The organism is Algihabitans sp., from assembly GCF_965226985.1.
Taxonomy (GTDB): Bacteria; Pseudomonadota; Alphaproteobacteria; order Kiloniellales; family DSM-21159; genus Algihabitans.
The window spans coordinates 2,759,782-2,780,054 of record NZ_OZ245712.1 but is presented as its reverse complement, the minus strand read 5'-3'; the positions used below and the strand labels follow the sequence as shown (position 1 = coordinate 2,780,054).

Here is a 20,273-nt window from a genome sequence, read left to right as displayed (position 1 = left end):
TGCGGTCCAGGATCGCTAAAATTGAACTGTTAACGGAGTGCTAAGACGGGCAGCGGGACACTCGAAGGCAAGGCATTCTCGAAAATGCCGAGCTTTTCCGCGAGTACCTAGACCGTGTCACAACCGCCCGTCGGCCCAGATCGTCCGAAACCAACCATGCGTGAATTGGACGAGATTCTTCGGTTGCACGCTCTCTGGCTTGACCGCGAGCGGGCCGGTCGTCGTGCCGATCTGCGCTTCTACGACTTCTCGGGGGCGTCCCTCGGGGGACGGCGTCTCGCCCGTGCATCTCTGGTCGGTGCCCGACTGGTGGGCTGTGATCTGCGCAACGCCGATCTCGTCGGTTGCGATCTCTTCGGCGCCGATCTGACCGACGCGGACCTGCGCGGGGCCGGTCTGGCCGAGGCCGATCTGCGCGGCGCCACCCTGCAGGGCACCCGTTTCGACCACGCCAATCTCAACGCTGCGGATTTGCGCGAGGGCGTGCTTCTGACCGGCAGCGGCCAGAACGCCACGCGGCAGTCGGCCAGTTCGAACAAGACCATCGTGATGACCGAAGCGTCCCTGATCTGCGCCCAGATGGAGCGAGCCGATCTGGCCGGCGCGGATCTGGGCGGCTGCAATCTTTCTGGCGCCAACCTGCGCCAGGCCAAGCTCTGCGGCGCGAATCTGAGCCACGCGACGCTCAGGAACGCCGATCTCTCGGCGGCCGACTTGCGCGAGGCCAGTCTGCGGTCCGCCGACCTGACGGCGGCGAAACTCGATGGAGCCAACGTGGCCGGCGCGGATCTCGCCAAGGCGATCCTGGTCGGTGCGAGCCTGACGGACTGCAATCTACTGGAGGCCTCCACACTGGGCACCCAACTGCAGCGCACCGAAGATGCGCGGCAAGCGCCCCTGCGTCGGGCGATCGACGCCCATCGCCGTTGGCTGGAGACGAACGGCCGGCGTGGCGAGCGCGCCGCCCTGGCGGGAGTCAATCTGGAGGGCTGCAGCCTAACGGGGGTCAACCTCTCGGGCGCCGAACTGGCCGGTGCCAAGATGGACGAGGCGATCCTCAATGAGGCGCTGCTGGTCCTGACCGACCTGTCCGGCGCCCATCTGCGTGGAGCGGCGCTGCGGCGTGCGCGCCTGACGGGTGCCGATCTCTCGAACGCCGATCTGCGCGGCGCGGATCTGACGGAAGCGCGGCTCGATGCCGCCGAGCAGGAGGGGACCCCAGGCGGACAGGCCTCGCGCCGGCTGCGCACCCGTCTCGTCTCGGCCGATCTGTCGGGGGCCGTGCTCTATCATGCCAAGCTTACGGGGGCCGACCTGACTGGCTGGCGCACTGAACGCGCGATCCTCGCCGGCGCCGAGTGGGACGGTCGGCCCGAGGACTGAGGCTCGAAAAAGGCCGTTAGCGGCGAGACTGCCCCGTCTTGCAGAATCTGCGTCTTCTCACAGAACCGACGCTGTCTCAGAAGACTTGAAGGAAGCGTAGCTCCGGCGCGGGGTGCCCCTGGGCAAAGCGGGCCATGGCCAGCATCGCCTGGATCAGACCCTCGTCGTGATCGAAGGAGTGAGCGTCCGCGAGCGGTTTGAGCTGGCGTGCCTCACGGGGATCCAGGATCAGATGAAGCCGCTCCCGCTCGTCCTCCTCCGTGCGGCCGAGCCCGAAGAGCTCCGCGACCTCTTCCAGCGTCCAATCTCCGCCGTCATCCTCCAACAGCAGGATCGGCGCACCGTCGGGTGCGAACCCCCAGATCCCAGCCTGCTCCGCGGTCTGTCCCATCTGTGCGGCGATCCCTCTCTAGCTCTCAAGCCCGTCGGTGCCTGCGCCGCAGACCACCACGCCCACCTTGGCCGCTTCGGCCTCGGGCAGGCTGCCGCTCATAAGGGCTGCCAGGGCGGCGGCCCCGGAGAGTTCGGCGGCAACGCCGCATTCCTGCCAGAGCCAAACGGCGGCATCGCGCATCTGCGCGTCGGAGACCAGGACGATCTCCTCGACCAGGCGGTCGACGATCTCCAGATTGATCTGCGCGCTCCGCCGGGGTGCCAGGGTGCCGGCCGCCGTCTCGATGACCGGCAGGGTGGCCAGTTGCCCGGCGGCCAGGCTCTCGGCCAGGGTCGGTGCGCCGAACGGTTCCACGCCAACGATCCTGATCGCGGGATTCAGGCCCTTCGCGGCGGTGGCGATACCGGAGATCAGTCCGCCGCCGCCGATGGCGACCAACAACAGGTCGAGGTCGGGAACCTGTTCCAGAAACTCCAGCGCCACGGTGCCTTGGCCTGCGATCACCTCGGGCGCGGCGAAGGGGTGAAGGTAGGTCAGGCCCTCGGCCTCGGCGAAGGCCAGAGCCGCCGCGTTGGCATCGTCCCAAACCTGGCCGACGACCCGCACCTCCGCGTTCCAGGCGCGCAGCCGCTCCGCCTTGGCCGGCGGGGTGCTCTCGGGCAGGAAGACGACGGCGCGGGTACCGACGGTCCAGGCCGCGTAGGCGACGGCCAGACCGTGGTTGCCGCCCGACGCGGTCGTCAGGCCTCGGGCGACCGCCTCCGGCCCCAGGGCCCGCAGCGCGTTGGTCGCACCGCGCGCCTTGAAGGAGCCGGTGACCTGAAGCGACTCCAGCTTGAACCAGACCGCCTCTGCCGGCAGGGGCTGCCGGGCTGGATCGGCGGCCAGAATCGGCGTTCGGCGGACCAGTCCGTCGATCCGGCGCGCGGCGGCCCGAACGTCCTGCAGCGAGACTGCGTCGGCCGTTTCGCTGTCGCCAGGGCGCGTTTGCAGTTCCGTCACCTTTGCCTCCCGATCAGCGTCAGCCAGTCCTGTTCGCTCAAGGTCGTCACACCCAGCTCCTGGGCCTTGGCGGCTTTCGAGCCGGCATCGGCACCCACGACCACGTAGTCCGTCTTCTTGGACACCGAGCCGGCAACCTTTGCGCCGCGCGCCTCCGCCGAGGCCTTGGCTTCGCCGCGGCTCATGGTGGCGAGCGTACCGGTGAAGACGACGGTCTTGCCGGACACTGGAGAGTCCTGGGTTTCCGGCTGGGTCGCGTCCTGCACCCTCAGACGTGTCCCCAGATCCCCGACGACCTCAAGGTTATGCGGCTCGGAAAAGAAGCTGCAGATCTCGTCCGCGACGCTGGTCCCGATCGAATGGATGTTGCAGAGCTCGGCATAGTGCTCTCCGACCAGCTCGGGTTTCTTCGCGTCGGCGGCGCCGGCCCGCTCGTCGGCCGCTGCCAGCATGGCTTTCTGCCAAGCGGCCAGGGTGCCGTAGTTGCGGGCCAGCAGCTTGGCCGTCGCCTGCCCGACCTGGCGGACGCCGAGCGCGTAGATGAAGCGCTCTAAGGGGATGTCGCGGCGGGCTTCGATGGCGGCGAAGAGGTTCTCGGCGGACTTGTCGCCCCAGCCCTCCAGCTTGCGGATCGGAGTGAGGCTCGCCTTGTCCGTCTCCGCCAGGTCGAAGATGTCCGCCGGCGTGCGGATCAGCTCCCGCTCGAAGAAGCTGCGGATCTGCTTGTCGCCCAGTCCCTCGATATCGAAGGCGTTGCGGCTGACGAAATGGATCAGCCGCTCGACCTGCTGAAAGGGGCAGGCCAGCTCGCCGGAACAGCGGGCGACGACCGCACCGTCCTCGCGCACCACCGGGGTGGAGAGCGGGCAGGGACAGACGTCTGGGAAGCGGTAAGGTTCCGCGTCGTCGGGCCGCTTGTCGAGGATCGGCCCCAGCACCTGCGGGATCACGTCGCCGGCCCGCTGGACCGTGACGCTGTCGCCGACCCGCACGTCGAGCCGGGCGATTTCGTCGGGGTTATGCAGGGTGGCCCGCGACACCACCACACCGCCGACCGTGACCGGCTGCAGATGCGCGACCGGCGTCAGGGCGCCGGTGCGCCCGACCTGGATCGCGATGTCCTCCAGCAGCGTCTGTGCCTGTTCGGCCGGGAACTTGTGGGCGATGGCCCAGCGCGGCGCCCGGCTGACGAAGCCCAGCCGCTCCTGAAAGGTCAGATCGTCCACCTTGTAGACGACGCCGTCGATGTCGTAGTCCAGCGCGCCTCGCTCGGCCTCGACCTTGCGGTAGACCTCCAGCGTTTCGGCGGCGCTGCTGCAGCGGGCGGCCAAGGGATTGATCGCGAAACCCCAGGCCTTGAGCCTCTGCAGGCAGTCCCAGTGGGTCGCCGCGATGGGCTGCGAAACCTCGCCCCAGGCATAGGCGAAGAAGCGCAGAGGCCGCTGCTTGGTGATCTTGCTGTCGAGCTGACGCAGCGAGCCGGCGGCCGCATTGCGCGGATTGGCGAAGCGCTTGGCGCCTGCCGCCTCCTGCCGTTCGTTGAGCGCCATGAAGTCCCGCTTGGTCATGTAGACCTCGCCCCGGACCTCCAGGATCTCGGGAACCTCGCCTTCCAGACGCTCGGGCAGGTCGTCGAGGGTACGCAGATTCGCCGTCACGTCCTCGCCCTCGCTGCCGTCGCCGCGCGTCGCGCCCTGCACGAAGCGGCCGCGCTCGTAGCGAAGGTTGATCGAAAGGCCGTCGATCTTTGGCTCGGCCACCACCGCCAAGGGGGCGTCGGGCTGCAGGCTGAGAAAGCGCCGGACCCGCGCGAAGAAGTCCTCCACGTCGCCGTCGGCGAAGGCGTTCCCGAGGCTGAGCATGGGCACGCGGTGGCGAACCTTGGAAAAGCCGGCCGCCGGCTCGATTCCGACCCTGTGGCTCGGGCTGTCGGCTCGGACCAGCCCAGGAAAGGCCGCTTCGATCGCCTCATTGCGCCGGCGCAGGGCGTCGTAGTCCGCGTCGGAGACCTCGGGGGCGTCCGCCCGATAATAGCGGTCGTCGTGGTGGCGGATCGTCTCCGCCAGGGCGGCCAGTTCGGCGGCGGCCTCGGTCTCGCTCAGACGTTCGACCGCTGTGTCGCTGGGACTCTGTTCTTCCGAAGACTTGCGGCCGGTCATGCCGCCCCCATCAGCTTCTCGGCGGCGGCGCGCGCCTCGTCCGTGACGGTCGCGCCGGAGAGCATGCGGGCCACCTCCTCCCGGCGCTCTCCGCCGTCGAGCTGAACCACGCCCGTCGTGGTCTGCTTGCCGCGGCTATCCTTGCGCACGAGGTAGTGCCGGGCGCCGCGGGCGGCGACCTGAGGGCTGTGCGTTACCACCAAGACCTGGCGGCCTTCGGCGACGCGTGCCAGGCGTTCGCCCACCGCCGCTGCAGTTGCGCCGCCGATACCGCTGTCCACCTCGTCGAAGACCAGGGTCACGATCGGCGAGATCTCCGCCAGCACGACCTTCAGGGCCAGCAAAATGCGCGAGAGTTCGCCGCCGGAGGCGATGCGCGCCAGGTGTCCGGGCGCCGCGCCGGGATTGGTGGAGATCTGGAAGCAAATGCCGTCCTTGCCGCGAGGGCCCCAGGTCTCTTCCTCCAGCGCTTCGATGCCGGTCGCGAAGCGGGCCTTCTCCAACTTGAGCGGCGGGAGTTCTGCGTTCACGGCCTTGTCCAGCTTTGCCGCCACGCGCTGTCGTGCCACGCTCAGGCGTTCGGCTGCCGCGCCGTAGGCTGCGCGGGCGTCTCTCTGAGCCTGGGACAGTCGGTTCAGGTGTTCGCCGCCAGTCTCGATCCCGGCCAACTGCGCGTCCAGGCGCGTCAGCAGGTCCGGCAGGTCTTCGGCGTCGCAGCCGTGTTTGCGGGCCATGTCCTTCAGCGCGAAGAAGCGTTCATCTATTTCCTGCAGCCGGGCTGGTTCCACATCTAGATCGGCGGAGAGGGAGGAGAGGTCCGCCGCCGCCTCGCCGGCCTCCGCCATGGCCCGCTCGACGGCGGCGGCGATAGCATCCAGCCGCCCGCCGGCCTTGGGTGCGACCTCCTCTAACTGGCGCAGGGCACGGGCCAGGGCCGTTTCGCCGCCGCTCAGTTCCTGTCCGGCGGCGTCGATGGCGGACATCAGCTTTTCGGCATTCATCAGGAACGCGCGCTCTTCGCCCAGCCGTTGTTCCTCGCCCGGTTGCGCGCCGAGCTGGCTTAGCTCCTCGACGGCATGGCGCAGGAAGGCCTCGTCCGCGCGCGTCCGCTGATAGTCGGCCTCCGCCTCCTTCAGCGCCTCCACGGCGGTGCGCCAGGTCCGGTGCAGCGCGGCGAGTTCGTTCGCCTGGGCCTGTAGGCCGCCGTAGGCATCCAGCAGCGTCAGATGCGTCCGGGGGTCCATCAGGCCGCGCTGGGCGAACTGCCCCTGCACCTCGACCAGCAGATCGCCCAGCCGGCGCAGCAGACCGATCGAGACGGCCTGATCGTTGACGTAGGCGCGGCTGCGCCCGTCGGCGCCGAGCACGCGCCGCAGCACCAGATGATCCTCCTCCAGGTCGATGTCGTTGTCGCTCAGCAGGGCAAAGGCCGGATGCCTGGGTTCCAGGTCGAAGGCGGCGGTAACCTGCGCCTTCTCCGCGCCGTGCCGGACCAGTCCGACGTCGGCCCGTTCCCCTAGCGCGAGACCGAGGGCGTCGAGCAGGATGGACTTGCCGGCCCCGGTCTCGCCGGTCAGGACCCCCAGGTCTCTTTCGAAGACAAGCTGCAACCTATCGATGAGCACGACATCGCGGATCGACAGACTGGCCAGCATTGGGGCCTCAGAAGAGGCGCGAGATCCATGACCCCCGGTCTTCTTCGGGTCGCAGATCGGCGCCGGTCAGCAAGGCGTAGGAGTCGATGTACCACTCGCTGCCGGGGTAGTTGTAGCCCAGCACCGCCGCCGTGGCCTGGGCCTCGGTCGTCACGCCGAGCGCCATGTAAGACTCGACCAGGCGATGCAGGGCCTCGGCCGTATGCGCAGTCGTCTGATAGTCTTCGACGACGATGCGGAAGCGGTTGATCCCGGCCAGATACTCCCCCTGGCGCAGGTAGTAGCGGCCGATGGTCATATGCTTACCGGCCAGGTGGTCGCGCGCCAGATCGATCTTGAGCTGTGCGTCGCGGGCGTACTCGCTGCTCGGAAAGCGCCGGGTCACGTCCTCCAGCGACCCGAGCGCCAGCTCCGTCATCCGCTGGTCCCTGCCGACGTCGCTGATCTGCTCGTAGTAGGAGATGGCCTTAAGGTAGTAGGCGTAGGCCACGTCCTCGTTGCCGGGATTTAGCTCGATGAAGCGGTCGAGGGTATTGATCGCGTCGTCGTAGCGATTGTCCTGATAGTGCGCGTAGGCGGCCATCAGCTGGGCCTTGGGCGCCCAGACCGAGTAGGGGTGCTGGCGCTCGACCTCGTCGAACAGCTGCGCCGCCAGATCGTTCTCTCCGTCCAGCAGGTTGGTGTAGCCCCGATTGTACAGCTCCTCCACCGGCTGCTCCTCGTAGACCAGTTCCTCGTCGCTGCTGCAGGCAGCGAGCAGGAACGTAAGGGAGGCCAGGGCCGCAGCCGTGAGGGCGCGGGGAAGGGGACGGGTGTAGAAGGCCATCGCATGACTCCGGCAGGCAGAACCAAATCCGGCGCAGACTATAGGCATGGCCGTGCCGGCAGCAAGCGCCGCCAGGTGACGATTTGCTGAGTGACGATCTGCGGTCCCGGCCGCCGCCGCATGCGCAGCCTGCCGCTGCGGCCGGTTCCGGTTCGCCGGGTTCAGGCGGCTCGGTGCCCCCAGGCGGCCCGACGTTCCGGCTCGTCGCAGCTTTTCATGACGGTTTGAGGCACGTGACGGCATGGCTGAAGACCGTGTCCCGATCCGGCTTCAAGGACGCCCGTTCAGGCTCCGGCAGCCAACAGCAGCTCGTCCGATACCGAGCTTTCGACCAACTCGACCTCGGTGTAGTTCGAGGCCTTCGCGAAAAGCGCCTGCAGCAGGCGAAGGGTCAGGGCGTGACCGGCCTTGTCGCCCTGGAAGCTCGCGATCAACGGCCGGCCGGCCATGTAGAGATCGCCGATCGAGTCGAGCGCCTTATGGCGGACGAACTCGTCGCTGTAGCGCAGGCCGCCTGCGTTCAGGATGACGTCGTCGTCGACGACGACGGCATTGTCTAGGCTGCCGCCCTTGGCGAGCCCGAGCTTGCGCAGCTCATCCACCTCATGGAGGAAGCCGAAGGTGCGGGCGCGGGAGATTTCCTGTTTGAAGGAGGTCGGCGTGACCTCGCAGGCGAACCGCTGGCCGCCCACGGCCTTGCTGTCGAAATGAATCGCGAAGTCCACGGCGAAGCCGTCGTACGGCAGCAGACGGGCCGTGCGGTGCGGTTCGCTGACTTCGACGGGTTTCAGCACCTTGATCGCCTTGCGCGCGCTGTCGAGCTGCGCGATTCCGGCGCACTCGATCAGAAAGACGAAGGGCGCGGCGCTGCCGTCCATGATCGGCACTTCGGGTCCGTCGATTTCGATCAGGACGTTGTCGATGCCGCAGCCCAGCAAGGCGGCCATAAGATGTTCGATTGTCGACACGGAAGCGTCGCAATCCCGGGCGACGATCCGACTGCACAGCGGGCTTTCAACCGCCTGCGACCAGAGGGCGGGAATGGTCGGCTGGCCGGGAAGATCGCTGCGCCGGAACAGGATGCCGCTGTCCGCTTCGGCCGGCTTGAGCGTCATGCAGGTTTTCTGGCCGCCGTGAACGCCCACGCCGGAGCAGTGGATGGCGTTCTTCAAGGTCGTCTGTCTGATCGCCGACGCGCCCCCGCTGCTCGTACCTTGGCCGCCCGCACCTTGCCCGAACACTCCCGGCTGGGTGGCGTCCAAACCTGCACTGCTCAAATCGGCGCTGCCCTGCTCAGCGGCATGCGATTGAATCACGCGAAACGGCGTCATTCCGTCGGCCATCAACAAAAACCCCCTTCGACTCTTTCGGCGATGTTTGTCGCCGATCTGCTTGGCGCTAACCTTAGAAGCCCCCGGTTGCGCCCAGGAACGCGAACGCTCAACCCTGCATCGATACTATTTAACCTACTACGTTAAGTCTGTTCTAGACATCCCGCCGCCGTCATCTCAAATCAACATTTGTTACCGGGTGTTACGAAAAACGGGCGCTCGAACACCAGGGATAGTGTTAGAGCGCCCGCTTAAAGTTAATGAACCCTTAATTACTTGAGCGCTTTCGCTCCGGAGACTGTCGCGATCGCTGCGAACGCTTCGCGACTGCGGTCATCGCCGAACGCCGACTCCAGCCCACCAAATCCTGCTCTCAGCATAAGGCTTAGAGGGCGCTTCACGTCTCAGGTGGAAGCCAAACGCTCCCACCTGAGACGATCGCACTCTAGTTCGCCTGACGGCGCAGGAAGGCCGGAATATCCAGCAGGTCTTCTTCGTCCTTGCTGGCCTGGTTCTGCTCCATGCCCGCCAGCTTGTGCTGCCGCGCCTCCGCCGCCGGATTGCCGCCGGCCGTCTCGCCGGCCTTGGCCGCTGGCTGCGGCTCGCTGGGACGGGAGATCACAGGCTCCCGGCGAACCTGAGGGGCCGAGGCCTCTCGGGCTTCCTGGTCGGTGGCACCGGTCAGACCGCCGGTGACCCGCCGGAACAGGCTGTAGGCCTTGTTCCGCGACGCGCTGCCGGCTGACGGCCTTTCCGCCCGCTCGGGCTGCTCAGCCCGCTGTTGCCGGGCGGCGTTGGCGAGGTCCGCGACGGCGAAGGGGTCCGGGCGGCTCGCCGGCTGGCTGGCGGCGTGGCTGCGCCGCTCCGGCACGGCGGGAGCCGGCGGCAGAAAGCTGTCGGCCTGAGGCTCCGGGGCCGTCCGAGGGGCGGCTTCGGGTTCGGCCTGGACGCTGGCCGGTTCAGCTGCTGTTTGCGCCGGGACGGCTGCCGTCGTCTCTGCAGGCGCGGTCTCGGGTTCGGCCGTTTCGGTAACGGCCCGACCCAACGGTGCCGCCGCCTCGGCCGTGACCTCGACCGTCCTTTCAGCCTGGATGGGGAGGCTGGCCGGCGGAGTCGCCGGGGCCTGGGAGATTTCGCTGGAGGCAGTGCCGGTCTGGGGTGTCGACTGCCCGGCCTCCGGCTGCGCAGCCGCACGGTTGAAGGGACGGGAGTGCACCAGCGAGAGGTTCGACGGACGCGGCTCCACGGCCTCTTCGGCCTCGATGCCGGTGGACACGACCGAGACGCGCATCCGGCCGTTGAGGCTCTCGTCGAAGGTCGAGCCGAAGATGATGTTGGCGTCGGGGTCGACCTCGTCGCGGATCCGGTTGGCCGCCTCGTCGACCTCGAACAGGGTCATGTCCATGCCGCCGGTAATGTTGATCAGCACGCCGCGCGCGCCCTGCATGGAAACGTCGTCGAGCAGCGGGTTGGAGATCGCGGCCTCAGCGGCGGCGATGGCGCGGTTGTCGCCCTCGGCCTCGCCGGTGCCCATCATCGCCTTGCCCATTTCGGTCATTACCGAGCGGATGTCGGCGAAGTCCAGGTTGATCAGGCCCGGCATGACCATCAGGTCGGTCACGCCGCGCACGCCGGAGTAGAGCACGTCGTCGGCCATCTTGAAGGCGTCGGCGAAGGTGGTCTTCTCGTTGGCGACCCGGAAGAGGTTCTGGTTCGGGATGATGATCAGCGTGTCGACGTACTGGCTCAGTTCCTGGATGCCGTTTTCGGCGATGCGCATCCGGTGGATGCCCTCGAACTGGAAGGGCTTCGTCACCACGCCGACGGTCAGGATACCGGACTCGCGCGCGGCCCGGGCGATCACCGGCGCCGCTCCGGTGCCGGTGCCGCCGCCCATGCCTGCGGTGATGAAGACCATGTTGGAGGTCTCCAGGTGGGCCAGGATCTCCTCGAGCTGTTCTTCGGCGGCGGCGCGGCCGACCTCGGGCCGCGAGCCGGCGCCCAGGCCGGAGGTGATGTTGCGTCCGAGCTGGATCCGGTGATCGCAGATGGAGCCCTTGAGAGCCTGGGAATCCGTGTTGGCCACCAGGAACTCAACGCCCTCCAGTTGGGAGTTGATCATGTTGTTGACGGCGTTGCCGCCGGCGCCGCCGACACCGATCACGGTGATACGGGGGCTCAAGTGCTCTTCCATTTCGGGAGCGTTCAGATTCAGGGTCATCTCGGAAGTCTCCAGTTCACGGTTTCTCACATCGCAGGCCCAAACCGGGCGCCCCGTACGTTCCGGCGGGGACCGGCGGGTGAATGTCCCGGAAAACCCGGGACGGCGGATAAGGTGTCCCGATATCTTCGGGACGACTGTCGCTGCACGGGCAGCCGTTCGGTGGGGTCGTCAAAAGTGTTCACGCAGCCAGCTCCCCACCCGGTCGACCAGGCCTGCGTGCGTGCTGTGGGGACGAGCCTCGGGAGGCCTCGCCACCTCGTTCTGTAGGGCGTAGGCGATCAGCCCGGCGGCCACGGCGTAGGCCGGTCCGCCGGTTGCTTCGGCCAGACCGCCGACATGGATCGGCCGGCCGATGCGCACCTGCTTGTCCAAGATGTCCGCCGCCAGGTCGCGCATGCCCGGCAACTGGCTGGCGCCGCCGGTCAGCACGACGCGGCGCCCGCCGACCTTGTCGAAGCCGCTGGCTTCCAAGCGCGAGCGCACCAGTTCGAAGGTCTCCTCCAGGCGCGGCTGGATGACGCCGACCAGCAGCGAGCGCTGCACCTGGTGGCTGTGGCCTTCCTCTTCCTCCCCCACCTGCGGCACGTCGATCATCTCGCGCGCGTCGGAGGCGGTGGCCACGGCGTGGCCGTAGAGCGTCTTGAGCCGCTCGGCGTGATTGAGCGGCGTGGAGAGGCCGCGGGCGATATCGCTGGTGACGTGGCCGCCGCCGACCGGCACCGCGTCGGTGTAGATCAGGCTGCCTTCGTAGAAGACGGCGATCGAGGTGACGCCGGCGCCCATGTCGATCAGGGTGACGCCCAATTCGCGCTCGTCGTCGACCAGCGCAGACAGGCCGGAGGCGTAGGGCGCCACCACGAAGCCGCCGATGTCCAGATGACAGCGCTGGATGCAGGTGGCCAGGTTGCGCACCGGCCCCATGGCCGCCGTGACCACGTGCATGTTGACGCCCAGGCGCTCGCCGTACATGCCGCGCGGGTCGCGGATGCCCCGGCTGCCGTCGATGGTGTAGGCCACCGGGATCGAGTGAACGAGCTGGCGGCCCTTTTCCGGATGCCCCAGATTGCCCTCGACTTGACGCCCCTCTGTCAGCGCTCTGGCGAGGTCGGCGTCGCTGACCTCGTGGCCGTCGATGGAAACCTCCACATTGACCGTGCGCGAGGCGGGATAGCCTCCGGACAGCGAGATCACGGCCTGTTCGATGGTTTCGCCGGCCATCTCCTCGGCGGCGTGGACGGCGGCCAGGATCGCCCGCTCGACCGCCTCCATATCGACGACGGCCCCCGACTTCACGCCCCGGCTGATCTGCTGGCCGATCCCCACGACGCGCGGCAGCCCGTCCGGCCCGTCGCGCTTGGCGATCAGGCAGCAGACCTTGCCCGACCCGACGTCCAGGCCGGCGATCAGACCGTTGCGGTTGCGGCGCGGTGGCTTGCGCATCGCGGTGATTGGCTCCCCTCGGCTCAGGTTTCTTCGCCGTCGGCGGCACGCCGCCAGGCGGGTTCGGGGGCGTTGTGCCCGCGCAGGATCAAACGGTCGGGCAGGCGCAGGTCGATGGTCACCACGTCGCGCTCGAGCAGCGCCTCGTCGCGCACCAGTTCGGCCAACTGTTCCCAGGCTTCCACGGCGCCGACCTCGGGCAGGCGCACCTCGATGTCGCCGTCCAGAACGACGTTCCAGCGGCGCTCTCCGACCCGCACGGCCGCGACCACCAACGCCGCCAGGTCCGGTGCGCGGTCGAGCAGGGCCAGCAGGTTTCCGGCGCGCTCGGGCGCGCCTTCGCCGACCAGCAACGGCAGGTCCGCGAAGCGGGCCGGTTCGGCCCCGGCGATGATCTCGCCCTCGGTGTCGATGACGTTCAGCCGGCCGTGCAGTTGCCAGAGCGCCAGCGGCTGGCGTTCCTGCAGGCGCACGAAGATCAGGTCGGGCAGGCGGCGTTCTACCCGCGCGTCGGCGACCCATGACAGGGCCAGCAGGCGCGCGCGCGCCGCCTCGGGATCGAAGCGCAGGGTGGGGCTGCCACGCCCGACCTCCAGGGCCGCGAGAACCTCGGCGGAGGTGGTGCGCCCGCGCCCCTCGACCAGCACGTCGTCGACGGCGAGGCCAGCCTGCGCGGTTGCTGCGAAGTAGGCCTCGGTCGCCGCCAGACTCTGGCGCTCGATCCAACCGCTTGAGCTTGCCCAGCTCCCGACGCCGCCCAGAACCACGAGCGCGGCGAGCGGCAAAGCCCAGCGCCAATGGCGGCGCGGCGGCTTGGCGGTGCGCCGGCTTCGTTTCGGCTGGGCCTTGCGTTTCGGCTCGGTTGTACGGGTCAGTCGCATGCAGCGTGCTCCAGCATCCAACCCACCAGGTGCGTGAAGGACATGCCCAGGTGCTGTGCCTGTTCCGGTACCAGCGACAGCGGCGTCATGCCCGGCTGGGTGTTGACCTCCAGGATGTACAGACCGGCTTCCTCCTCCTCCGGGTTCCAGCGGAAGTCGGCGCGCGACACGCCGCGGCAGCCCAGAGCCCGGTGCGCTGTAGCGGCCGCTTCCAGTGCAGCCTCGTAGATCTTCGGCGGCACCGGGGCGGGGACCAGGTGGTCGGTCCGGCCGGCGGTGTACTTGGCCTCGTAGTCGTAGAAGCCCTGGTGCGGGCGCAGCTCGGTGACGGCCAGCGGCCGATCGCCCATCACCCCGACCGTCAGTTCCTGACCGGCGATGAAGGGCTCGACCAGGATGCGGTCGCCGAAACCCCAGGACTGCGGGTCCAGCGGCTCCCGATTGTCCCCCTGACGCACGATCCGCACGCCGACGGAGGAGCCTTCGTTGAGCGGCTTGGCGACGTAGGGGCGGGCCAGGGGATCGCCGGCCGACAGCTCGGCGCAGGAGACGGTGCGGCCGCCCGGCACGCGCAGGCCGGCGCTTTCGAAGACCTGCTTGGCCAGCGGCTTGTCCATCGCCACGGCGGAGGCCAAAAGGCCCGAATGGGTGTAGGGCAGGCCCAGCAGATTCAACAGACCCTGAACGCAGCCGTCCTCGCCCCAGCGGCCGTGCAGCGCGTTGAAGACGATGTCGGGCTTGGGCGTCAGCGCCTCGATCAAGGCGACCACGCCGGCCTCGCCCAGCTTGGGATCGATCTCGACGGTCTCGTGGCCCAGCTCGCGGATAGCGGCGGCGCAGGCGGCGCCGCTGGTCAGCGAGACCTCGCGTTCGGCCGAGGGGCCGCCCATCAGAACGGCGACGCGCTTAGCCATGGTCGGCGCCCTCCGGCTTGCGGGCGGCCGGCAGGCCGATGCGCTTGATCTCCCACTCCAGCGCGATGCCGCTGTTCGCCTTGACGCGGCGGCGCACCTCCTCGCCCAGCGCTTCCAGGTCGGCGGCGCTGGCGGTGCCGGTGTTGATCAGGAAGTTGCAATGCTTCTCGGAGACCTGGGCGCCGCCCAGGGTCAGTCCGCGACAGCCGGCGGCGTCGATCAGTTGCCAGGCCTTCTCACCCGGCGGGTTCTTGAAGGTCGAGCCGCCGGTGCGGGTGCGGATCGGTTGGCTCTCCTCGCGACTGCTCTGGATCTCGGCCATGCGGGCCTGGATCTCGGCTGCATCGCCGGGCTGTCCGCGCAGGCGGCAGCCCAGGAAGATCCAGTCGGCCGGGACGGAGGACCTGCGGTAGGACAGACCCATCTCCTCCGGCGAAAGGCGATGAAGCTGCCCCTGCGGATCGGCCGCCTCGGCCCAGACCAGGGCGTCCTTCAGTTCGTGTCCGTAGGCCCCCGCGTTCATGCGCAGGGCACCGCCGATGGTGCCGGGTACGCCGCAGAGAAACTCCAGACCCGTCAGGCCGGCCTCTGCGGCCGTCCGGGCGACGTTCAGATCCAGGCAGGCCGCGCCGACGTCCAGAGCCGTGCCGCCCTGGTTGCTCTCGGCAGTGTCGATCCCGGCGAAGTCGCGGCCCAGGCGCAGCACCACGCCGGGCACGCCGCCGTCGCGCACCAGCAGGTTGGAGCCGACGCCGATCACCGTGACCGGCACGTCGTTTGGCTTGGCGGCCAGAAAGGCCTGCAGGTCGGCACGGTCGGCCGGGCGGAAGCTGACTTCCGCCGGTCCGCCGACCCGGAACCAGGTGATCTTGGCCAGATCGGCGTTCTCGCTGTAGCGCCCGCGCACTGGCGGCAGGCGGTCGAGCAGACGGGGAAGCTGTTCCGCAGCCATCGCGCTCATGACCTCCCTCCCGCCGACTGGCGGTCCTGCTCGGCGTAGAGCGCTTCCAGGCGTTCGGGCAGGCTGCCGGCCCAGGCTGTGATCGTGCCGGCGCCGAGACAGACCACCAGGTCGCCGGGCCGGACCAGCGGCGCCACCGTCTCTGCCAGCCGGTCCGGCGTCTCCAGCGGCAGGGCGCGGCGGTGCCCGCGTGCCCGCAGGCCGGCAACCAGGTGGTCGCGGTCCGCACCTTCGATGGGCGACTCACCGGCGGCGTAGACGTCCGACACGACGACCGCGTCGGCATCGTTGAAGCAGCTGCAGAAGTCTTCGAACAGGCTGGCCAGCCGCGTATAGCGGTGCGGCTGCACCACGGCGACGACCTGGCCCTCGGTGGCCTGGCGCGCGGCCTGCAGAACGGCGGCGATCTCGACCGGGTGATGGCCGTAGTCGTCGATCACCGTGACGCCGCGGGCCTCGCCCGTGCGTGTGAAGCGGCGTTTGACGCCAGCGAAACCGGCCAGCCCGGCCCGGATCGTCTCGTCGCTCAGCCCCATCTCCAGCGCGACGGCGACGGCCGAGAGGGCGTTCTCGACATTGTGGCGGCCGACCATCGGCAGGAAGAGCTCGTCGATCCGGCGTCGGCTTTCGCCGGCCCGGTCCGAGATTACGACCGAGAAGCGCGAGCCGCTGGCAGAGGCTTCCAGGGCTTCCGCCCGGACCTCGGCCTGCGGCGAGAAGCCGTAGGTGACGATCCGCCGGTCCTCGATGCGCCCAATCAGCGCCTGCACGCCGGGATGATCGATGCAGAGGACCGCGAAACCGTAGAAGGGGATGTTCTCGACGAAGGTCTCGAAGGCCCGGTCCAGAGCCTCCGCCGTCCCGTAGTGGTCCAGATGCTCCGGGTCGATGTTGGTGACGATGGCAATGGCCGAGGGCAGCTTGGTGAAGGTGCCGTCGCTCTCGTCGGCCTCCACGACCATCCAGTCGCCGGCGCCCAGGCGCGCGTTGGTGCCGTAGGCGTTGATGATGCCGCCGTTGATGACCGTCGGGTCCAGGTCGCCGGCCTCCAGCAGGGCGGCGACGAGAGACGTCGTGGTGGTCTTTCCGTGGGTGCCGCCGACGGCGATGGACCACTTCAGGCGCATCAGCTCCGCCAGCATCTCGGCACGCCGTACGACCGGCAGGAAGCGCTCGCGCGCCGCCAGTAGTTCGGGGTTGTCCGGCTTGATGGCGCTGGAGACCACGACGACCTGGGCCTGGGTCACGTTCTCGGCCCGGTGTCCGACCGCGACCTCGATACCGAGCGCGCGCAGGCGGCGGACATTGGCACTTTCCGAGATGTCACTGCCCTGCACCTGGTAGCCCAGGTTGTGCAGGATCTCGGCGATCCCGCTCATGCCGATGCCGCCGATGCCGACGAAGTGCAGCAGACCGATGTCGAGGGGCAGAGCTCTCATGCGGCCGCCTCCGCGTCCTTGCTGCCGCCGTTGGATCGCGGCCGCTGCATGACGATGTCGGCCAGCCGCTCGGCCGCGTTTTCCTCCGCGAAGGCACGGGCGCAGCCGGCGGCGTGCACCAGCGCGCCCGGCTCCTCGATTAGGCCGGTCAGACGTTTGGCGAGGCTGTCGGGTGTCAGGTTCGACTGGGGTAGCAGCCAGCCGCCGCCCGCTTCGGCCAGCGCCTGGGCATTGCCGGTCTGATGGTCATCGGCCGCGAAAGGGTAGGGCACCAGGATCGCCGGTCGGCCGGCCGCGGCCAGTTCCGCGATGGTGGAGGCGCCGGCACGGCAAATCAGCAGATGGGCCGTTTTCAGGCGCTCGGGCATGTCTTCGAAGAAGGGCCGCAGTTCGGCCGTCACGCCGCAGGTTTCGTAGACCTCTGCCACGCCGCTTGTGTCGCTGCCGCGTACCTGCTGCGCCACCTTCAGGCGGGTCTTGATCGCGTCCGGCAGGCGGCAGAGGGCGTGCGGCAGGATGTCGTTGAAGACTCGCGCGCCCTGGGAGCCGCCGACCACCAGCAGCCGCAGCTCGTCCTTGGGACCGGGAACGCCGTAGGGCTGGCGGCCGAGCTGGGCGATGGCGCTGCGCACCGGGTTGCCGGTAATGGTGACCTTCGCCTGGTCGGCCTCCCGCAGGCCGGAAACCGTGGCGAAGGAGGTGCAGATCGTCTCGGCCTTCGCGGCGAGCAGGCGGTTCGCCCGCCCGGCGACGGCATTCTGCTCGTGCAGGACCACCCGCAGCCCGGATCGTCCGGCGGCGAAGACCGTCGGCACGCTGGCGTAGCCGCCGAAGCCGACCACGCAGTCGGCACCGATTCGCTTCAGCAGCGAGCGTGCCTGAAGGACGCCCCAGCCCAGCCGGATCGCGGCGCCTGCGCGGGACAGCAGGTCGCCGCCGGCGACGCCGCCGGCCGACACGCGCCAGGTCTCGATCTGCGGCAGATCCGGGCCGAATCCGGCGCCGCGCTTGTCGGTAATCAGCACCACCTTGGCGCCGCGCTCCAGTAGCACGCGGGCCAGGGCCTGGGCTGGGAACATATGTCCGCCGGTCCCGCCCGCCGCCAGGACCGCTGTGAAGCGGCGCTTGCTGTCGGTCGCGCGGCTCATGGTTCGTCTCCCGTCGCGAAGCGGCGGCGGGTCAGCGCGAGCAACAGACCCATGCCGACCGCCAGGGCGAGCAGGGAAGAGCCGCCGTAGCTGATGAAGGGCAGGGTCATGCCTTTGGTGGGAATGAGGTTCAGGGCCGATCCCATGTTGATCAGGGCCTGAAGTCCGAACTGCGTCAGCAGGCCGGTGGCTGCAAGCAGGACGAAGAGGCTCGACTCGCCCAGCAGGCGGGCGAAGCCGCGCAGCACGACGAAGCCGTAGACCGTGACGATCAGCAGGCAGAGAACCAGCCCCAGCTCCTCGCCGGCTACCGCGAAGACGAAGTCGGAGTGCGCGTCCGGCAGGACGGCCTTGACGCGGCCCTCGCCCGGGCCGACGCCCCAGAGGCCGCCGTGCACGAAGGCCTCCAGGGAGCGGTCGATCTGAAAGGAGTCGCCGGCGGCGGGATCGAGGAAGAGGTCGATGCGCTCGGTGACGTGCGGCAGGAAGACGTAGGCGCCGACCAGGCCGACCAGACCGCAGATCCCCAGCGCGACCACCAGCACCATCGGCACGCCGGCCAGGAAGAACTGCACGCCGAAGATGACGCCCAAGACGAAGGTCTGCCCCAGGTCCGGCTGGGCCAGCAGCAGCGTGGCGAAGAGCCCGAAAAGCGCCATCGCCAGGGCCGTGCCTGGGAAGGCCGGCTGGCTCTTGCCGAGCGCGAAGAGCCAGGCGCAGGAGATCGCGAAGAAGGGTTTTAGGAACTCGCTGGGCTGCAGCGAGAAGCCGAGCAGGTTGATCCAGCGCTGGGCGCCCTTGATCTCGGGGCCGATGGCGAGAGTCGCGATCAGCAGAACCAGGGTGCCGAGCAGGCCCAGCACGCCGAGCCGGCGCACCCAGGTGACGGAGAGCAGCGAGGTTCCGATCAGGCAGGCGGCGGCCAACGGCAGCAGGACGAGCTGGCGTTTCGCGAGCGAGAAGGACCCAAGGCCGATCCGCTCCGACACGGCGGGCGAGGCGGCGAGAATCAGCACCGCCCCGATGCCCATCAACACGGCGAGGGCCGCCAGGGTCCAGCGGTCGACGGTCCACCACCAGCGGCCGATGATCGAGGTGTCGGCGCGCGCGAAGCTGCTCATACCGCCTCCTCCTCGCGCTCGCCCGGAATGGCCTCGACGGCCCGGCGGAAGACCTCGCCGCGCTGTTCGAAGCTCGTGAACTGGTCGAAACTGGCGGCGGCCGGCGACAGCAGCACCACGGGATTGGGCTTGCCGTCGCGCCGCGCAGCCACGGTGGCGGCGGCCAGGGCCGTCGCCAGATCGCCGCAGCGCTGCAGCGCGACCTTGCCCTCCAGCTCAGCAGCGAAGGGCTCGCTGGCCTCGCCGATCAGAAAGGCTTCGGCGACCTTGTCGAGATGCGGCAGGCAGGGCTCCAGGCTGCCCTCCTTGGGGCGCCCGCCGGCGATCCAGTAGATCGTCGGATAGCTGGCCAGGGCCTTGGCCGCCGCCTCCGGGTTGGTCGCCTTGGAATCGTTGACGTAGGCGACGCCTTCGATGGCCGCGACGCGCTCTTGCCGGTGCGGCAGGCCGGAGAAGGAGCGGATCGAGGCAGTCAGCGGTGCCCCGGCCACCTGGCAGGCCCGGCCGGCGGCATAGGCCGCTGCGGCGTTCTGCCAGTTGTGACGGCCCGGCAGGCTCGCGATTTCGTGGAGATCCATCGTCGCCACGCGCGGCCCGTCCAGTTCGTCGTAGAGCACGCCGTCGATGACGTAGACTCCGCCCGGCACCTCCCGCTCCGCCGAAATGCCGATGACACGCTGGTCGCCGGCCGCCGCGAGTTCGTCGTGGATGGCGCGGCAGGTGTCGTCGTCCAGGCCGACAATCGCGGTTCGGGGGCTGGTCTGCCGGCGGAAGATCTCCTTCTTCGCGGCGACATAGCCGTCGAAGCCGCCGTGACGCTCCAGATGGTCGGGCGTGATGTTAAGCAGCACCGCGACGTCGAAGGTGATGCAGAAGGTCAGCTCGAGCTGGTAGCTCGACATCTCCAGCACGTAGGTGCCGCTGTTGCCGGCGGGCGCCAGCTCCAGCACGGGCAGGCCGATGTTGCCGCCGATCTGCGCATCGACGTTGCAAAGCTGCAGCATGTGGCCGAGCAGGGCTGTCGTCGTCGACTTCCCGTTGGTGCCGGTGATGCCGATGTAGCGGGCGTCGGGTTGGGCGCGGCCCAGCAGCTCGACGTCGCCGATGACTTCGGCGCCGGCCTCGCGCGCCAGCTCCACGACCGGATGCGGCGCCGGATGGCTGTGGGGAATGCCGGGCGACAGGATCAGGGAGGTCGGTTCCTGCCAGTTGCAGCGCTGCAGGTCGACCAGCGGCAGCCCCCGTTCGGCAGCACGCGCGCGCGCATCCTCGTTGTCGTCCCAGGCCCAGACCTCGGCGCCGCTGGCCTGCAGCGCACGTGCGGCGGCCACGCCGGAGCTGCCGAGGCCAAGCACGCCGACCGGAAGACCGTGGAAGAAGGGCAGTTCGATCATC

At 68.9% G+C, this 20,273-nt stretch carries 16 protein-coding genes; 1 reads left to right on the top strand and 15 read right to left on the bottom strand.

The annotated features are described in order from the left end of the window. Positions 1-156: 156 nt before the first annotated feature. Positions 157-1,383, top strand: coding sequence for a pentapeptide repeat-containing protein (locus ACO054_RS12720; protein WP_421706954.1), 1,227 nt, complete (start codon positions 157-159; stop codon positions 1,381-1,383). 76 nt (positions 1,384-1,459) lie between these two features. Here the strand turns inward: ACO054_RS12720 and ACO054_RS12715 are convergent, their stop codons facing one another. From ACO054_RS12715 to murD, 15 genes are all read right to left on the bottom strand, one after another. After that, entirely contained in the window at positions 1,460-1,774 is a 315-nt protein-coding gene (locus ACO054_RS12715; protein ID WP_421706953.1) for a hypothetical protein, read from the bottom strand. An 18-nt stretch (positions 1,775-1,792) separates the two neighbouring features. Further along, complete coding sequence (locus ACO054_RS12710; protein WP_421706952.1) at positions 1,793-2,779, bottom strand: pyridoxal-phosphate dependent enzyme; 987 nt, start codon at positions 2,777-2,779, stop codon at positions 1,793-1,795. Further along, the gene (gene ligA / locus ACO054_RS12705; RefSeq protein WP_421706951.1) at positions 2,776-4,938 is read right to left on the bottom strand and encodes an NAD-dependent DNA ligase LigA; all 2,163 of its coding nucleotides are present in this window, start codon (positions 4,936-4,938) and stop codon (positions 2,776-2,778) included. Before ligA ends, ACO054_RS12710 begins: the two co-directional genes overlap by 4 nt. Continuing rightward, the gene (gene recN / locus ACO054_RS12700) at positions 4,935-6,593 is read right to left on the bottom strand and encodes a DNA repair protein RecN (RefSeq protein WP_421706950.1); all 1,659 of its coding nucleotides are present in this window, start codon (positions 6,591-6,593) and stop codon (positions 4,935-4,937) included. The genes ligA and recN overlap by 4 nt, the downstream gene beginning before the upstream one ends. Positions 6,594-6,600: 7 nt before the next feature. Further along, on the bottom strand, positions 6,601-7,419 hold the full coding sequence (locus tag ACO054_RS12695; protein ID WP_421706949.1) for an outer membrane protein assembly factor BamD: 819 nt from the start codon (positions 7,417-7,419) through the stop codon (positions 6,601-6,603). 284 nt (positions 7,420-7,703) lie between these two features. Then, complete coding sequence (gene lpxC / locus ACO054_RS12690; RefSeq protein WP_421706948.1) at positions 7,704-8,762, bottom strand: UDP-3-O-acyl-N-acetylglucosamine deacetylase; 1,059 nt, start codon at positions 8,760-8,762, stop codon at positions 7,704-7,706. Between the two features lie 433 nt (positions 8,763-9,195). Beyond that, positions 9,196-10,971, bottom strand: coding sequence for a cell division protein FtsZ (gene ftsZ, locus ACO054_RS12685; protein ID WP_421706947.1), 1,776 nt, complete (start codon positions 10,969-10,971; stop codon positions 9,196-9,198). A gap of 171 nt (positions 10,972-11,142) precedes the next feature. Beyond that, on the bottom strand, positions 11,143-12,414 hold the full coding sequence (ftsA, locus tag ACO054_RS12680; protein WP_421706946.1) for a cell division protein FtsA: 1,272 nt from the start codon (positions 12,412-12,414) through the stop codon (positions 11,143-11,145). Positions 12,415-12,437: 23 nt separating this feature from the next. Beyond that, a complete protein-coding gene (locus tag ACO054_RS12675) occupies positions 12,438-13,295 on the bottom strand; it encodes a cell division protein FtsQ/DivIB (RefSeq protein WP_421706945.1) in 858 nt (285 codons plus the stop codon). After that, positions 13,286-14,209 (bottom strand): D-alanine--D-alanine ligase, encoded by a 924-nt coding sequence (locus tag ACO054_RS12670; RefSeq protein ID WP_421706944.1) that lies wholly within the window; start codon positions 14,207-14,209, stop codon positions 13,286-13,288. Before ACO054_RS12670 ends, ACO054_RS12675 begins: the two co-directional genes overlap by 10 nt. Beyond that, entirely contained in the window at positions 14,202-15,170 is a 969-nt protein-coding gene (murB, locus tag ACO054_RS12665; RefSeq protein WP_421706943.1) for a UDP-N-acetylmuramate dehydrogenase, read from the bottom strand. The genes ACO054_RS12670 and murB overlap by 8 nt, the downstream gene beginning before the upstream one ends. After that, positions 15,167-16,609 carry a UDP-N-acetylmuramate--L-alanine ligase gene (gene murC, locus ACO054_RS12660; RefSeq protein WP_421706942.1) on the bottom strand — a complete coding sequence of 481 codons (1,443 nt, stop codon included), beginning with the start codon at positions 16,607-16,609 and terminating at the stop codon, positions 15,167-15,169. The genes murB and murC overlap by 4 nt, the downstream gene beginning before the upstream one ends. Beyond that, the gene (gene murG / locus ACO054_RS12655; RefSeq protein ID WP_421706941.1) at positions 16,606-17,757 is read right to left on the bottom strand and encodes an undecaprenyldiphospho-muramoylpentapeptide beta-N-acetylglucosaminyltransferase; all 1,152 of its coding nucleotides are present in this window, start codon (positions 17,755-17,757) and stop codon (positions 16,606-16,608) included. The genes murC and murG overlap by 4 nt, the downstream gene beginning before the upstream one ends. Next, a complete protein-coding gene (locus ACO054_RS12650) occupies positions 17,754-18,878 on the bottom strand; it encodes an FtsW/RodA/SpoVE family cell cycle protein (protein WP_421706940.1) in 1,125 nt (374 codons plus the stop codon). Before ACO054_RS12650 ends, murG begins: the two co-directional genes overlap by 4 nt. Then, positions 18,875-20,272 (bottom strand): UDP-N-acetylmuramoyl-L-alanine--D-glutamate ligase, encoded by a 1,398-nt coding sequence (gene murD, locus ACO054_RS12645; protein WP_421706939.1) that lies wholly within the window; start codon positions 20,270-20,272, stop codon positions 18,875-18,877. The genes ACO054_RS12650 and murD overlap by 4 nt, the downstream gene beginning before the upstream one ends. Between the last annotated feature and the right edge of the window lies 1 nt (position 20,273).

Bases quoted from the DNA above. Each gene is read 5' to 3' on its own strand.
- ACO054_RS12695 (WP_421706949.1), bottom strand. From the start codon at position 7,419: ATGGCCTTCTACACCCGTCCCCTTCCCCGCGCCCTCACGGCTGCGGCC.
- murG (WP_421706941.1), bottom strand. From the start codon at position 17,757: ATGAGCCGCGCGACCGACAGCAAGCGCCGCTTCACAGCGGTCCTGGCG.
- ACO054_RS12720 (WP_421706954.1), top strand. From the start codon at position 157: ATGCGTGAATTGGACGAGATTCTTCGGTTGCACGCTCTCTGGCTTGAC.
- ftsA (WP_421706946.1), bottom strand. From the start codon at position 12,414: ATGCGCAAGCCACCGCGCCGCAACCGCAACGGTCTGATCGCCGGCCTG.
- lpxC (WP_421706948.1), bottom strand. From the start codon at position 8,762: ATGGCCGACGGAATGACGCCGTTTCGCGTGATTCAATCGCATGCCGCT.
- murB (WP_421706943.1), bottom strand. From the start codon at position 15,170: ATGAGCGCGATGGCTGCGGAACAGCTTCCCCGTCTGCTCGACCGCCTG.
- recN (WP_421706950.1), bottom strand. From the start codon at position 6,593: ATGCTGGCCAGTCTGTCGATCCGCGATGTCGTGCTCATCGATAGGTTG.
- ACO054_RS12675 (WP_421706945.1), bottom strand. From the start codon at position 13,295: ATGCGACTGACCCGTACAACCGAGCCGAAACGCAAGGCCCAGCCGAAA.
- ACO054_RS12715 (WP_421706953.1), bottom strand. From the start codon at position 1,774: ATGGGACAGACCGCGGAGCAGGCTGGGATCTGGGGGTTCGCACCCGAC.
- murC (WP_421706942.1), bottom strand. From the start codon at position 16,609: ATGAGAGCTCTGCCCCTCGACATCGGTCTGCTGCACTTCGTCGGCATC.
- ftsZ (WP_421706947.1), bottom strand. From the start codon at position 10,971: ATGACCCTGAATCTGAACGCTCCCGAAATGGAAGAGCACTTGAGCCCC.
- ACO054_RS12670 (WP_421706944.1), bottom strand. From the start codon at position 14,209: ATGGCTAAGCGCGTCGCCGTTCTGATGGGCGGCCCCTCGGCCGAACGC.
- ligA (WP_421706951.1), bottom strand. From the start codon at position 4,938: ATGACCGGCCGCAAGTCTTCGGAAGAACAGAGTCCCAGCGACACAGCG.
- murD (WP_421706939.1), bottom strand. From the start codon at position 20,272: ATGATCGAACTGCCCTTCTTCCACGGTCTTCCGGTCGGCGTGCTTGGC.
- ACO054_RS12650 (WP_421706940.1), bottom strand. From the start codon at position 18,878: ATGAGCAGCTTCGCGCGCGCCGACACCTCGATCATCGGCCGCTGGTGG.